The organism is Tenacibaculum dicentrarchi (genome assembly GCF_964036635.1).
GTDB lineage: Bacteria > Bacteroidota > Bacteroidia > Flavobacteriales > Flavobacteriaceae > Polaribacter > Polaribacter dicentrarchi.
Genome location: NZ_OZ038524.1, coordinates 1,900,984 through 1,915,369 on the forward strand (window position 1 = coordinate 1,900,984; position 14,386 = coordinate 1,915,369).

The window sequence follows — 14,386 nt, forward strand, 5'->3', positions numbered from 1 at the left end:
AGCGCGTCTATTAATAATAATTATTTGAAACAAATGTTTCATTTTTTTCCTTTAAATTTTAGGCAAAAAAAAAGAGTCGAAAAAACATCTTCGCTCTGAATTTGTTTTTTTTCCATTTTTCCCTTGCGAAACCCTCAGGACATGTTAAATTCTAATAAAAATTAGAACCCTTACATTACGGAAGATAAATTCCGGTATGCAAAAATATAAAAAACTTTCGGTTTAAAAAAATTAAACCGAAAGTTAGTAATATACTTAAACTTTAATTTCAACTTCAACACCACTTGGTAACTCAAGTTTCATTAAAGCATCAATAGTCTTAGAAGAAGAACTATAAATGTCTAATAATCTTTTGTAAGCAGATAATTGAAATTGCTCTCTAGATTTTTTATTTACGTGTGGTGAACGTAACACAGTGAAAATCTTTTTATTTGTTGGTAAAGGAATTGGTCCGTTTACAACAGCTCCAGTTGCCTTTACAGTCTTTACGATTTTCTCAGCAGATTTATCTACTAAGTTATAATCGTAAGATTTTAATTTAATTCTAATTTTTTGGCTCATCTTAATATCTTATTAACCTTTAGCTTTTGCAATTACATCTTCAGAAACATTTGATGGAGTTTCTGCGTAATGAGAAAATTCCATAGTAGAAGTAGCTCTACCAGAAGACATAGTTCTTAAAGCAGTAACATAACCGAACATTTCAGATAATGGTACTAATGCTTTTACAACTTTAGCTCCAGCACGATCACTCATGTCATTTACCTGACCTCTTCTTCTATTTAAATCTCCTACGATATCTCCCATATTTTCTTCAGGAGTTAGCACTTCAACTTTCATTAATGGCTCCATAATTCTGGCTTTAGCAGCTTTAGCAGCAGCTTTATAACCCATTTTTGCAGCTAACTCAAAAGATAATGCATCAGAATCCACAGGGTGGAAAGATCCATCTTTTAAAGTTACTTTCATTGAATCCATTTCATATCCAGCTAAAGGACCGTTCTTCATTGCTTCTTTGAATCCTTTCTCTACAGAAGGAACAAATTCTTTAGGAACGTTTCCACCTTTAATAACTGACTCAAACTGTAAGCCTTGAACACCTTCATCTGCTGGCTCCATAGTAAATACAATATCAGCAAACTTACCACGACCACCTGATTGTTTCTTATAAACTTCTCTGTGTTCAGCAGCAGCTGTAATAGCTTCTTTGTATTCTACTTGTGGCTGACCTTCATTCACCTCTACTTTGAATTCACGTCTTAAACGATCAACAATAATATCTAAGTGTAGCTCACCCATTCCAGAAATAATAGTCTGTCCTGAAGCTTCATCAGTTCTAACTGTAAATGTAGGGTCTTCCTCTGCTAACTTAGCTAAAGACATTCCTAATTTATCAACATCTGCTTTAGTTTTAGGCTCAACCGCAATACCAATTACTGGATCAGGAAAATCCATCGATTCTAAAACAATAGGATGTTTTTCATCAGATAAAGTATCTCCTGTTTTAATCGATTTAAATCCTACAGCTGCACCAATATCCCCTGCTTCAATATAAGGAATAGCGTTTTGCTTATTAGCGTGCATTTGATAGATACGAGAAATACGCTCTTTTTTACCTGAACGATTATTTAACACGTAAGAACCTGCATCTAATCTACCTGAGTAAGATCTAAAGAAAGCTAAACGTCCTACGAAAGGATCCGTAGCAATTTTAAATGCTAAAGCTGCAAATGGTTCCTTAACATCAGGTTTACGAGAAATCTCTTCACCACTGTTAGGATCTGTTCCAATAATTGCTTCTTTATCTAAAGGAGAAGGTAAATAACGACAAACAGCATCTAATAAGAACTGAACACCTTTATTTTTAAATGCCGACCCACAAATCATAGGAATAATAGACATATCCATTACAGCAGCACGAAGAGCAGCATGCACTTCATCTTCTGTAATTGAATCTTCATCTTCCATATATTTTTCTAAAAGATTCTCATCATAAGCAGCAACTTCTTCAATAAGTTTCCCTCTTAATTCAGCAGCTTCTTCTTTTAAATCTTCTGGAATATCAATAATATCAAAAGTAGATCCTTGTGTAGCATCATGCCATACAATAGCACGGTTCTTCACTAAATCTACGATACCTTTAAACTCATCTTCATCACCAATATTCATTACAATTGGCACTGCGTTTGATTTCAACATATCCTTTACCTGCTGACAAACAGCCATAAAGTTAGACCCTTGACGGTCCATTTTGTTAACAAATCCAATACGAGGAACTTTATAGTTATCAGCAAGTCTCCAGTTAGTTTCTGATTGAGGCTCAACACCATCAACAGCACTAAACAAAAACACTAAACCATCAAGAACTCTTAATGAACGATTTACCTCTACAGTAAAATCAACGTGACCAGGAGTATCAATAATATTAAAGTGGTATCCTTTAGTATCATCAGTAGCTTCACCATTATTCAATGGAAACTTCCACTCACAAGTAGTAGCCGCAGAAGTAATTGTAATACCTCTTTCTTGCTCTTGCTCCATCCAGTCCATAGTTGCGGCACCATCATGCACCTCACCTATTTTATGACTAACACCTGTATAATATAATACACGCTCTGTAGTAGTAGTTTTACCTGCATCAATATGTGCAGCAATACCAATATTTCTAGTAAATTTTAAATTTCTAGCCATTTCTTAGAATCTAAAGTGTGAGAATGCTTTGTTAGCTTCAGCCATTTTATGCGTATCAGTACGCTTTTTAACAGCGGCTCCTTCTTCTTTAGCCGCAGCTAAAATTTCAGCAGCTAAACGCTGTGCCATTGTTTTCTCATTACGCTTACGCGTATAAGTAATCATCCATTTAATTGCCATAGATACTTTACGATCTGGGCGAATTTGCATTGGTATTTGAAAAGTTGCTCCACCAACACGACGAGAACGAACCTCTACATGCGGCATAACATTAGACAAACCGTCTTTCCAAATTTCTAAAGCTGACTTTTCTTCGTCAGTCTTTTTTTCATTCACGATGTCTATTGCATCATAAAATACTTTAAAAGCCACAGACTTTTTACCATCCCACATTAAGTTATTCACAAAACGTGTAACCAACTGGTCATTAAACCTTGGGTCCGGTAAAAGGACTCTTTTTTTCGCTTTTCTTTTTCTCATGTCTTTACATTAAAAAAGTTAATTAATTTTTACTTTTTTGGGCGTTTTGCACCGTATTTAGATCTACGTTGGGTTCTACCCTCAACCCCTGCAGTATCTAATGCACCACGTACTACGTGATACTTAACACCAGGCAAATCTTTTACCCTTCCACCTCTAACTAATACTATCGAGTGCTCTTGCAAGTTGTGCCCTTCACCTGGAATATACGCGTTAATTTCGTTACCATTTGTTAATCTTACCCTTGCTACCTTACGCATTGCTGAGTTAGGTTTCTTAGGTGTAGTGGTATACACACGCGTACAAACTCCACGTCTCTGAGGACAAGCTTGTAATGCAGCCGATTTACTCTTCTTAGTTATTTTGGTTCTTCCTTTACGAACTAATTGTTGAATAGTTGGCATACTATTTACTTGTTTTTAATTTGTACTTAAATTACTCTATTTCATAAGAGTGTGCAAACTTACGTTTTTTTTTCTAAAGATTCAAACATCAGATAGTTGTTTTTCAAAATGTACTAAAAAACATATGAACAATAAAAAATATATTAAACACGATAAAATTTGCAAATTAAACTTATTCATTAAAGTTTTAAATTAAACCTTTTTATAGCTAATATTTTATAACTACATATAACGAGGTGGTTTTTTTATACAATAAAATCAACTACCTTTGCGGTATGGAAGAAAACACTACTATATTTGGTATTAGAGCAATTATTGAAGCAATTGAAAGCGAAGCTTCAATTAACAAAGTATATTTACAAAAAGGACTTCGTGGAGAATTATTTTTTGAGTTAGACAAATTATTAAGAAAAAACAAAATTTCAATAAGTGTTGTACCAACTGAAAAATTAGATAGACTATCTAAACACAGTAATCATCAAGGAGCTGTTGCTAGAATTTCTCCTGTAGCTTTTCATGATTTAGAAACACTAATAGAAACTACTTTAGCATCTGATAAAACACCTTTATTCTTATTATTAGACCAAGTATCTGATGTTAGAAACTTTGGTGCTATTATTAGAACTGCAGAATGTACGGGCGTAAACGGAATTATTATTCAAAAAAGTGGTAGTGCTCCTGTAAATGCCGAAACTATTAAAACTTCTGCTGGTGCCGCTTTTAAAATTCCTATTTGTAAAGTTGACCATATTAAAGATGCAATGTTTCAATTACAAGCAGAAAATATAAAATTAGTAGCCGCTACCGAAAAAACAGAAGACTCTGTTTTTGATGTTGATTTTAATCAACCAGTTGCTATTGTAATGGGGTCTGAACACAAAGGGGTTAGTAACTCTGTTTTAAAAATGGTAGACTATAAAGCTAAATTACCTTTACTTGGTGATATTGAATCTTTAAATGTTTCTGTTGCTTGTGGAGTTTTTCTTTATGAAACTATTAGACAAAGACAATAAATATTACAAAATTATAAAAATTAAAATCCTGCAAAAAGCAGGGTTTTTTTATATCTTATTTTATGTAATAAATAAAAAAACTTGTTGAATTTCTATTTATAAGCAACAAAGCCTAGCCCCGATTGAAGCATTTGTTTGAGCTCTTTTTTGTTTTTTTCAAACAAAAAAAGCGAGTGCGGAAAGCGGGAAATTGCTTCAAAAAAAATTACTTTGAAATAATATAATTGATTTTTAAAACTTTTGGTACATCAATTTTATCTGCTTTATTTTCAGATTCCATTTCTTTATTTTCTTGATGACTTCCCTCCTGTTCTTCTTCGATAATTGGCGGTACATAATTACCTTGTTCATCAAACATTTCATCAAAAGCTGTTTTAGAAAAAATATGTTTTTCTTTTACAATTCCGCTTTTTCTATATAAAATTGATAATAAAAATCCTGTTATAAATCCTGATAAATGTCCTTCCCACGACATTCCATCTTTTATAGGTAATACGTACCAAATCATACTTCCGTATAAGAAAATTGTAATTAACGAAACAGCAACCAATCTGTAATGTTTTTTAATAATTCCACTAAAAAAAACAAAACTAAAAAGTAAATAAACAATTCCACTAGCTCCAATATGATACGATTCTCTGGCGATAATCCACGTTAAAAACCCTGTAAATAATCCGCCAAAAATTAACACTTTTAAGGCAACTTTATCATAAAAATAAAAAAGACAACTTGCAAGTACAAATAAAGGAACAGAATTATTAAAAAGATGACTTGTATCACTATGGATAAAAGGCGAAGCTAAAATACCTTTTAAACCACTTAATTCTCTGGGTAAAACTCCAAATTTATTAAAATTGAATCCAAATTTGATTTCTACCCAATATATAAACCATATTGAAATGACAAAAATAAATGGAATTACAAAAATGTTTTTCGAATATTTTAATTGAGTAGCTGTTTTCATATTTATAAAAATAACAAAAATAAATCCAAATAAAAATTTCGGAACATCTGTCAGAAATCTTTGGTATTTTTACAAAATGAATCAACCTTTGGCAGAAAGAATACGTCCACAGAATTTATCCGATTATATTAGTCAGCAACATTTAGTTGGCAAAAACGGAATTTTAACCAATCATATTAAACAAGGAATAATTCCTTCGTTAATTCTTTGGGGACCTCCTGGAATTGGAAAAACAACCTTAGCAAATATTATTGCTAATGAATCTGGTCGTCCTTTTTATACGTTAAGTGCTATAAGTTCTGGTGTAAAAGAAGTACGAGAAGTTATTGAAAAAGCAAAAAAAAGTGGCGGTTTATTTACTCAAAAAAATCCTATTTTATTTATTGATGAAATTCATCGCTTTAGCAAATCGCAACAAGATTCTTTACTTGGAGCTGTTGAAAAAGGTTGGGTAACTTTAATTGGTGCAACTACCGAAAACCCTAGTTTTGAAGTAATACCTGCCCTACTCTCTCGCTGTCAGGTGTATATTTTAAATTCTTTTGATAAAAATGATTTAATAGCACTTTTACATAGAGCTATTAAAAAAGATGCATTTATTGCTGATAAAAAAATTACACTAAAAGAAACCGATGCTTTATTGCAAGTTTCAGGTGGTGATGCTCGTAAACTTTTAAATATTTTTGAATTATTAGTCGCTCCTGATAATGAAATTGAAATTACGAATGAGCTTGTTTTATCAAAAATTCAAAAAAATACAGTTCGATACGATAAAACAGGCGAACAACATTATGATATTGCTTCAGCTTTTATAAAATCGATACGAGGAAGCGACCCAAATGCTACAGTTTATTGGCTTGCCAGAATGATTGAAGGCGGTGAAGATGTTAAATTTATTGCGCGAAGAATGCTTATTTCAGCATCCGAAGATATTGGAAATGCAAATCCAACAGCTTTTATTATGGCGAATAGTACGTTTCAATCAGTTTCTGTAATTGGCTACCCTGAATCGAGAATTATTTTAAGTCAGTGTGCTATTTATTTAGCAAACTCTCCAAAAAGTAACGCTTCTTATATGGCTATTGGTGAAGCTCAAAATTTGGTACGAACAACTGGTGATTTACCTATTCCCTTACATTTAAGAAATGCTCCGACCAAATTAATGAAAGATTTAAATTATGGAAAAGACTATGCCTATTCACATAATTATTCAGGGAATTTTGTAAATCAAGAATTTTTACCCGATGAAATTAAAAACACCAAATTATACGAACCTGGTAATAATGCACGAGAAAATCAATTTAGAGAATTATTAAAACAACGTTGGAAGGATAAATATAAATACTAAAAAAGAGTGCATTTTTATAATGCACTCTTTTTTTAATAAATTTGATAAAAAAACAAGCAATATTTAAAACTTTACTTGATATTTTTCTATTGTTTTAATTCCATTTTTATAATATTCGGCAATCCAAATATCATTATTTTTATAGATGATTCCGTTTTTATCTTCAATAACAAAAACATTTTTAACATTCGTTTTTAATATCTTAAAAATAACTTTTGGATTTGTATCTACTAATTGAAAACCATTTTTTGTAGGTTGAGCATACAAATTAATAACAGAATTATCTATTATTTTTTCAACTGCTAATTTACTTTGATTATCGTTTTTTTGAATAATAATTGGTGTATAATTATACTTTAAAGCTTTTATCGATTTAAAAGAATTTCGAATTGCTTCATGATATGCTTTTTTATAATCTTTTATTCTACTTTTACCTTCTTTTGATGAAAAAATATCTTTATTACCACAATCTTTAAGAGTAATACTATTTTTTGTTGTAAATAAACTAGATGCATCAGTAAGCACTGCTGTTAATGCTAAACACCTATTTTCGGCTAAGTCGTTAGGTAGAACCTCATCGGCTAAAAAGACCGTAAAACCGTGTTTTTTAAATAAAAATTTAGTTAATGAACTTGTTTGATATTGATCGACAGTTTTAAGAAAATCAAATTTATTAGGTACAATAATATATTTGTAATTATTTACCTGTTTTTGAGCCTGTATTGATGTGCTTATCATCAATAATAGTGTGATTATTTTATTCATATTTAATACTTAATTATTTTAATTGATTGATTATTTTTAATTTTTGACCATTTTTAACATAGAAGCATAAACACGCTTCCACCCCTTCCATTGCTCATAATTACTTAAACTTTCGTTATGAAAAGTAGTCATAAAAACACCGTTTACTGCGGTTACTTCATTTTTTAAATCTCTTATTTTACCTAATGATTGCTTAGGTGTTAACTTCATATAATCTTTTAAAGTTACATCAATTAAAGCAAAAGAAAATACCTTTAAGGGTGTTTGAATTTCAAAGGCTAAATCATAAAAATAAAATGGCGTACAAGTACTTGCTCTAAAACCTACGTGACTTACATAGCCCATCGAATAATCTTCTGTTACTTCTAAATCAATTAAATTTTGATAAGTTTTAGGCAATGACAAACGTAAATAATGCTGACGAGAACGCTTTATTGGCATATTTATAATATTTTCTAAGCGTTCTTTTTCTTTTTTTAACAAGGCATTATTTGTCATGGTATGATATGATGGATGTAAGCCTACCCTTGCATAATCTACGATATCTTTTATCAATAATTTAAAAGAGCTTTTTGATGCAGATATATTGGTATCAAAGGTTGTATAATCACCTATTAAAAAGAAAAAAATAGTTCTAATTTCATGTGTTTTTTTTAATTCTAACAATGTTTTAAATGTATTAAAAGGATCCTTTTTAAAATTAAATAAGACAGCCATTCTATCCCAAATATTAATAATTTTAAAGTGCCAAGCATCTTTTAAAAAACCACCAAGTGTTCTAATAAAACCTTTGTGTTTGTAAATAAAGGAATTATCAACATCAATAGTAGAAATATACTGGTATTTCCTTGTTGGATACTTATAATCAGGGTATTTTATCTTTAAAGCATTTAAGAATTTATATGCCCAAATATCAACAAGTGGCTTTTCTAAAAAACCGTATTTAAAAGCGATACTTTGAGTGGCTGAAAAACGAGCATGACTATCTTTTATATGCGGTAAATATTCTTCATATCTAGAAATTAAATAAAAAGTAGCAGCAAAAATATCAAAAGGAATTTCAGATTGTTCATCGGTCGAAAAAAAACAAGGAACTGCATCCCATTTTTTAATATTTATGTCTAAATCTTGTATTCCTTGCTGTATTAATAACTCAGTACTTTTTATAAAAAACTCTTTTCCTAAAGCTACTTTTGTATAGGTAATTTTAGGATTGTTATACGCCACAAATTCTTCTACTTTATTTGTGAACTGAATTGGTATGTGTAAAATATGTGTAAAAACATGCTTAAAAACATATCGAATTCGAGGAGTTATTTTAGGAGTATATATAAGTATCATAACTATTTTGAAGGGCTTAAAAACACAAATAACGATACAAATAACTATATTATTTCTTTATCTGCAAAGCTAAAACATATTTTTTCGGGAATTATTAAAGTTCTTGTTCTTTTATATCAAAATTGACATTTATTTTTTCGATAAATTGAATAGCTTAATTCGTTATAAATATAATTCATTTTTTTGCACAAGCCAAACAAGCACAGTATCTTTGCTATCTACCTTTTATTATTCAAACTCATGAAGATTATTATAGCTGGGGCTGGAGACGTTGGTTTTCATTTAGCCAAACTCCTTTCTTACGAATCTCAAGATACTTATGTAATTGATTCTGATGGCGAAAAGCTTGATTATATCAACAATCATTTAGATGTTATCACCAAAAAAGGCGATGCAACTTCTATTAATTTATTAAAAGAACTTGGCATTTCCGATGCTGATTTATTACTAGCGGTTACCGAAAACCAAAATACGAATTTTACCATATCGGTAATTGGAAAAGCTTTAGGCGTAAAAAAAACAATTGCTAGAATTAATAATCCTGAATTTTTAAAGAACGATAGCATCAATTTTAAAGATTTTGGTGTAGATTTTATGATTTCTCCTGAAGCTTTAGCAGCCGAAGAAATAAAATTACTGTTAAATCAATCTTCTTTTAACGATACTGTTACTTTTGAAAATGGTGTATTTAATATTATGGGAACAACCCTTGGGTATAAATCACCCATATTAAATTTAAGCGTTAAAGAAGCTAAAGAAAAATTTAGTTTAGTTGATTTTATTACCATCGCTATAAAACGAGAAGGTACTGCACAAACGATTATTCCTCGCGGCGACACGACCTATAAAATGAACGATCAAGTTTATTTTTCAGTCCCAAATTATAGCATTGACAAATTACATCCAATTATTGGTAAAGAACAAATAGATATTAAAAATGTAATGATTCTTGGCGGTAGTAATATCGGAAGAAAAACATCTAAAAGTCTTTGTAGTGCTAATTTTAAAGTAAAACTTATTGAACGTAAACGAGAAAAAGCATTGCACCTTGCCGAAGAACTAATAGATACACTAATTATTCATGGAGATGGTAGAGATTTAGAACTTTTAGAGGATGAAAATATTCGAGAAATGGATGCTTTTATTGCTGTAACTGGCGATTCTGAGACAAATATTATGTCTTGCTTAGTCGCTAAATCGAAAGGAGTTAAAAAAACCGTTGCTTTAGTTGAAAATATGGATTATATCAATATATCACAAACTATTGGAATTGATACCCTTATTAATAAAAAATTAATTGCAGCAAGTAATATTTTCCGACACATCCGTAAAGGCGAAATTTTAGCCTTGGCAAATTTACATAATATTGATGCTGAAGTTTTTGAATTTGAAGTACAAAAAAATGCAAAAGTAACTCTAAAACCAATTAAAGAATTACGCTTTCCTAGAGAAGCTGTTTTTGGTGGTGTTATTAGAGATGGAAAAGCTCATATGTCTTTTGGTGATTTTCAATTACAAAGCGGCGATAAAGCAATCGTTTTTTGTTTGCCTGAAGCAATATCAATTGTAGAAGAACTATTCAACTAATGGAAAATTTCAATCTAAAGTTAATTTATCGATTTTTAGGGATAACAGCCGTTCTTAATGGTTTATTCATGTGGTTTTCATTACCTTTTAGTTTTTATTATAATGAACCTTCTAAATGGGGAATATTAAATGCAGGACTAATAACAGTAGCTTCTGGTTTAATTCTATTTTTTTTTAATAAACCTATTACTAAAAAAATTAAAAAAAAAGAAGGCTACCTTATTGTTACTTTAGGTTGGCTTATTTTAACGATTACTGGAATGCTCCCTTACTTATTATCGGGAAGTATTCCTAGTATTACCAACGCTCTGTTTGAAACTATTTCAGGCTATTCAACCACAGGTTCATCTATTTTAACAGATATAGAATCGATGCCTAAAGGAATTCTGTTTTGGCGTAGCGCTACGCATTGGATTGGTGGAATGGGAATTATTGTGCTTACCATTGCTATATTACCTTTGTTAGGAATTGGTGGTATGCAATTATTTATGGCAGAAGCACCTGGTCCTTCGGCCGATAAATTACATCCTCGTATTACCGATACAGCAAAACGTTTATGGTTAATTTACGTATTGCTTACATTTGTAGAATTTTTACTTTTAAAAGTTGCGGGTATGGGATGGTTTGACGCTTTAAATCACGCCATGGCAACTATTAGTACTGGTGGTTTTTCAACAAAAAATGCTAGTGTTGCTCATTGGAATGGCTCGCCATTTATACAATATATTATCATATTTTTTATGTTTTTAGCCGGTATAAACTTTGTGCTAACTTACTTTGCTCTAAAAGGAAAGGTTAGGAAGGTTATCCAAAGTGAGGAATTTAAGTATTATTTATTTGGCGTTTTAGGAATTTCTAGTACTATCGCTATCATGATTGTTTTTAATCAAGATCCTTCATTACATACCTCTATTGAACACCCAATGGTATATGGTAACGTTGAAAGCGCTATAAGGCACTCATTATTTTCTGTACTATCAGTAATAACAACTACAGGTTTTGTTACGGCTGATTTTACCATGTGGAATTACTTTATTACAGCTATTTTCTTTTCATTATTTTTCTTAGGTGGCTCGGCAGGTTCTACCTCTGGTGGGGTTAAAATTGTACGACATATTATTTTATTAAAAAGCAGTTTTTTAGAATTTAAAAAAACCTTACATCCTAATGCAATCATACCTGTTCGTTATGACGGTAAAGCGGTTAAACAAACTATTGTTTTTAATATTTTATCCTTCTTTGTATTATATATGTTCATTTTTATTATGGGAACAATTATTCTTGCTTTCTTCGGATTAGATTTTTATTCAGCATTAGCTGCATGTGCTTCCTCTTTAGGAAACATTGGTCCAGGCTTGGGTAGCGTAAGTCCTGTTGATAATTTTAATCATTTATCTACAGGAGCAAAATTATTTTGTTCTTTTTTAATGCTTATCGGACGTTTAGAACTCTTTACTGTATTAATTTTATTTACTCCTTTCTTTTGGCGTAAAAACTAAACATAACAACCTAAAAAACAAACATATCCTTATAATAACATTAAAAAAACAAATACAAAACATTCGTAAATAAACAATAAATTACCTTCGTTTCATTAACTTATAAGCTATGAAACATATGTACTTTTTTAAATTATTGATAGGAATATTTTTTTTATCAGCAATCAAAATAAACGCACAAACAACAGGTGATATTATTTTTACAGGTTTTAATGCCGATGGCGATAAAGATTTTTCTATTGCTATACTAGCCCCTATTCCTGCAAACTCTACGCTTTATATTTCTGATAAAGAAACCGATGGGCTTGGAGGTTTTACCACTGGAGAAGGTAGTTTAACTTGGCTTACAGGTAGCAATATAATTCCTGCAGGAACTGTTGTCACTTTTACAGATATTGACAATGCTACTAACCCTAACTTTGGAGTATCAATAGGTAGTATTACAAGGCTTGGAGGTTTTAACTTAACCACCACCACAAAAGATGCTCTTTTTATTTATGTTGGAACTGATGTTAATACTCCAATAACTTTTATTACCGCACTTCAAATAGGAAACGATACAACTCAACTTGGAACTTATAATTCCGATGGTATTACCTTAAAAGGAACAAATTTAAAAAAAGGTATTTCTATCATTACTTTTGATGCTTCCGCAACCCCAGATGGAGCTGTTTATAAAGGTGATAAAATAGGGCAAAACTCTTTTGCTGATTATTATTCTTTAATTGCTGATGTTGAAAATAATTGGACAAATGTTGTAAATGGAAATGGTGAATTATTACTACCCTTTTCTTCGGATAAATTCTCTATTATCAATGCTACTTGGAATGGAAATACCAACAATAGTTGGACAACAGCAACGAACTGGAATTCAGGAAGTGTTCCTACAACTACTAGTGATGTTTTAATTCCTAACGGGCTTAATAAGTACCCTACAATAATAAATCCAACAACAGTAAAAGGAATTACAATCGAAAATGGTGCTTCTTTAATTGCAAATTCAAATGTTACTGGAACAGTTATTTACCAAAGAAATTTAACTGCTAATTGGCATTTAGTTAGCTCACCTGTTACGGGTGAAACCACCAATAATTTAATTACAAATCACATTTTTGCTCAAGGAACTGCTGGAGGTCGAATAGGAATTGCACCTTATAAAAACGATGGAACTACCTGGAATTATCAAACAAAATCATCCGAAGAAAATATCGAAAAAGGAGCTGGTTTTTCTGTAAAACTAGCTACCCCTGGAAATTTAAAATTTAGAGGTAAAATTAATCATTTAACCGTAAATACACCTGTTACAAAAAATGAAAATGGCTATAATTTAATTGGAAATCCCTACACTTCGTACTTAAATAGTAACACTTTTTTAACTCAAAATAGTACTCTTCTAACCTCTCAAACTATTTGGATTTGGAACGGTACTAATTATGAAACAAAAGTTGCTGCCGATGCTTTTATTTTAGCACCTGCACAAGGTTTTTTTATGGATGCCAACACTGACGGAAATATCTCTTTTAACAACACTAATCAGCAACACCAAACAACCGATACTTTTAAAAGAAGTAGCCGAACAGAAATACATCTAAGCGCTACCGATAATACGACTAATAAAAAAAGTAACACAAAATTATACTATATAAAAGGTACTACAACAGGTTTTGATAATGGTTATGACGGAGCGCAATTTAAAGGGTTTATAAGTGATTTTTCAATAACAACACAGTTAGTTTCTCAAAATAAAGGTGAAAATTATGCCATTCAATCTTTGCCTATCAATACCATGAAAAACACCGTTATTCCAATACATTTAAAAGCAAATGCCGGTAATGAAATTATGTTTTCGGCAAACTCAATGAATTTACCAACTAATATCAATGTTTATTTAGAAGATAAAATCAATGGGGTTTTTACTAATTTATCAAAAGAAAATTATACGGTTATTCTAAACAATAATACATCGCAATTTTATCTTCACACAAGCGATAAAAACCCAAAAATTAACACTATTCAAGAAAACTTAAATGAAAATACGCAAAATGTAGCTATTTATGCGTCAGCAAATAATACACTAACAATTACAGGTTTACCATCAACAAATTTTTCAGAAAATACTTCAAAAAACGCTTCTATAAAAATCTATTCTATTTTAGGAGAAAAAATTATCAGCAAGCAATTTAAAACAGCAGCTATAAACGTAATTCAACTACCTAAAACATCAAAAGGAATTTATATTATTGAGTTAAATTCTAATTTAGGTAAAATTACTAAAAAAATTATCTTAAACTAAA

At 30.8% G+C, this 14,386-nt stretch carries 12 protein-coding genes; 5 read left to right on the forward strand and 7 right to left on the reverse strand.

The features are described from left to right. Positions 1-255: 255 nt before the first annotated feature. From rpsJ to rpsL, 4 genes are read right to left on the reverse strand one after another with little or no spacing between them, the layout of a single operon-like run. On the reverse strand, positions 256-561 hold the full coding sequence (rpsJ, locus tag ABNT14_RS08225; protein ID WP_058885438.1) for a 30S ribosomal protein S10: 306 nt from the start codon (positions 559-561) through the stop codon (positions 256-258). A gap of 12 nt (positions 562-573) precedes the next feature. Next, a complete protein-coding gene (gene fusA / locus ABNT14_RS08230) occupies positions 574-2,691 on the reverse strand; it encodes an elongation factor G (RefSeq protein WP_101902400.1) in 2,118 nt (705 codons plus the stop codon). Positions 2,692-2,694: 3 nt separating this feature from the next. Next, positions 2,695-3,171: a 30S ribosomal protein S7 gene (rpsG, locus tag ABNT14_RS08235; RefSeq protein ID WP_058885440.1), complete on the reverse strand. Its 477-nt coding sequence runs from the start codon at positions 3,169-3,171 to the stop codon at positions 2,695-2,697. Positions 3,172-3,200: 29 nt separating this feature from the next. After that, positions 3,201-3,575 carry a 30S ribosomal protein S12 gene (rpsL, locus tag ABNT14_RS08240; RefSeq protein WP_028887479.1) on the reverse strand — a complete coding sequence of 125 codons (375 nt, stop codon included), beginning with the start codon at positions 3,573-3,575 and terminating at the stop codon, positions 3,201-3,203. A 275-nt stretch (positions 3,576-3,850) separates the two neighbouring features. On the opposite strand from rpsL, the gene rlmB reads away from it, so the two are divergent. Further along, positions 3,851-4,588 carry a 23S rRNA (guanosine(2251)-2'-O)-methyltransferase RlmB gene (gene rlmB / locus ABNT14_RS08245; protein WP_101902401.1) on the forward strand — a complete coding sequence of 246 codons (738 nt, stop codon included), beginning with the start codon at positions 3,851-3,853 and terminating at the stop codon, positions 4,586-4,588. 205 nt (positions 4,589-4,793) lie between these two features. Here the strand turns inward: rlmB and ABNT14_RS08250 are convergent, their stop codons facing one another. Continuing rightward, entirely contained in the window at positions 4,794-5,552 is a 759-nt protein-coding gene (locus ABNT14_RS08250) for a rhomboid family intramembrane serine protease (RefSeq protein WP_101902402.1), read from the reverse strand. 76 nt (positions 5,553-5,628) lie between these two features. Between ABNT14_RS08250 and ABNT14_RS08255 the strand changes: the two genes are divergently transcribed. Beyond that, entirely contained in the window at positions 5,629-6,900 is a 1,272-nt protein-coding gene (locus tag ABNT14_RS08255) for a replication-associated recombination protein A (protein ID WP_101902403.1), read from the forward strand. A gap of 63 nt (positions 6,901-6,963) precedes the next feature. Here the strand turns inward: ABNT14_RS08255 and ABNT14_RS08260 are convergent, their stop codons facing one another. Continuing rightward, a complete protein-coding gene (locus tag ABNT14_RS08260) occupies positions 6,964-7,665 on the reverse strand; it encodes a hypothetical protein (protein WP_101902404.1) in 702 nt (233 codons plus the stop codon). A gap of 36 nt (positions 7,666-7,701) precedes the next feature. After that, positions 7,702-9,006 carry a polysaccharide deacetylase family protein gene (locus ABNT14_RS08265; protein ID WP_101902405.1) on the reverse strand — a complete coding sequence of 435 codons (1,305 nt, stop codon included), beginning with the start codon at positions 9,004-9,006 and terminating at the stop codon, positions 7,702-7,704. 240 nt (positions 9,007-9,246) lie between these two features. On the opposite strand from ABNT14_RS08265, the gene trkA reads away from it, so the two are divergent. From trkA to ABNT14_RS08280, 3 genes are all read left to right on the forward strand, one after another. Further along, positions 9,247-10,593 carry a Trk system potassium transporter TrkA gene (gene trkA, locus ABNT14_RS08270; RefSeq protein ID WP_101902406.1) on the forward strand — a complete coding sequence of 449 codons (1,347 nt, stop codon included), beginning with the start codon at positions 9,247-9,249 and terminating at the stop codon, positions 10,591-10,593. Further along, positions 10,593-12,092: a TrkH family potassium uptake protein gene (locus ABNT14_RS08275; protein ID WP_101902407.1), complete on the forward strand. Its 1,500-nt coding sequence runs from the start codon at positions 10,593-10,595 to the stop codon at positions 12,090-12,092. Before trkA ends, ABNT14_RS08275 begins: the two co-directional genes overlap by 1 nt. A gap of 136 nt (positions 12,093-12,228) precedes the next feature. Further along, positions 12,229-14,385: a T9SS type A sorting domain-containing protein gene (locus ABNT14_RS08280; RefSeq protein WP_159459526.1), complete on the forward strand. Its 2,157-nt coding sequence runs from the start codon at positions 12,229-12,231 to the stop codon at positions 14,383-14,385. Position 14,386: the final 1 nt, after the last annotated feature.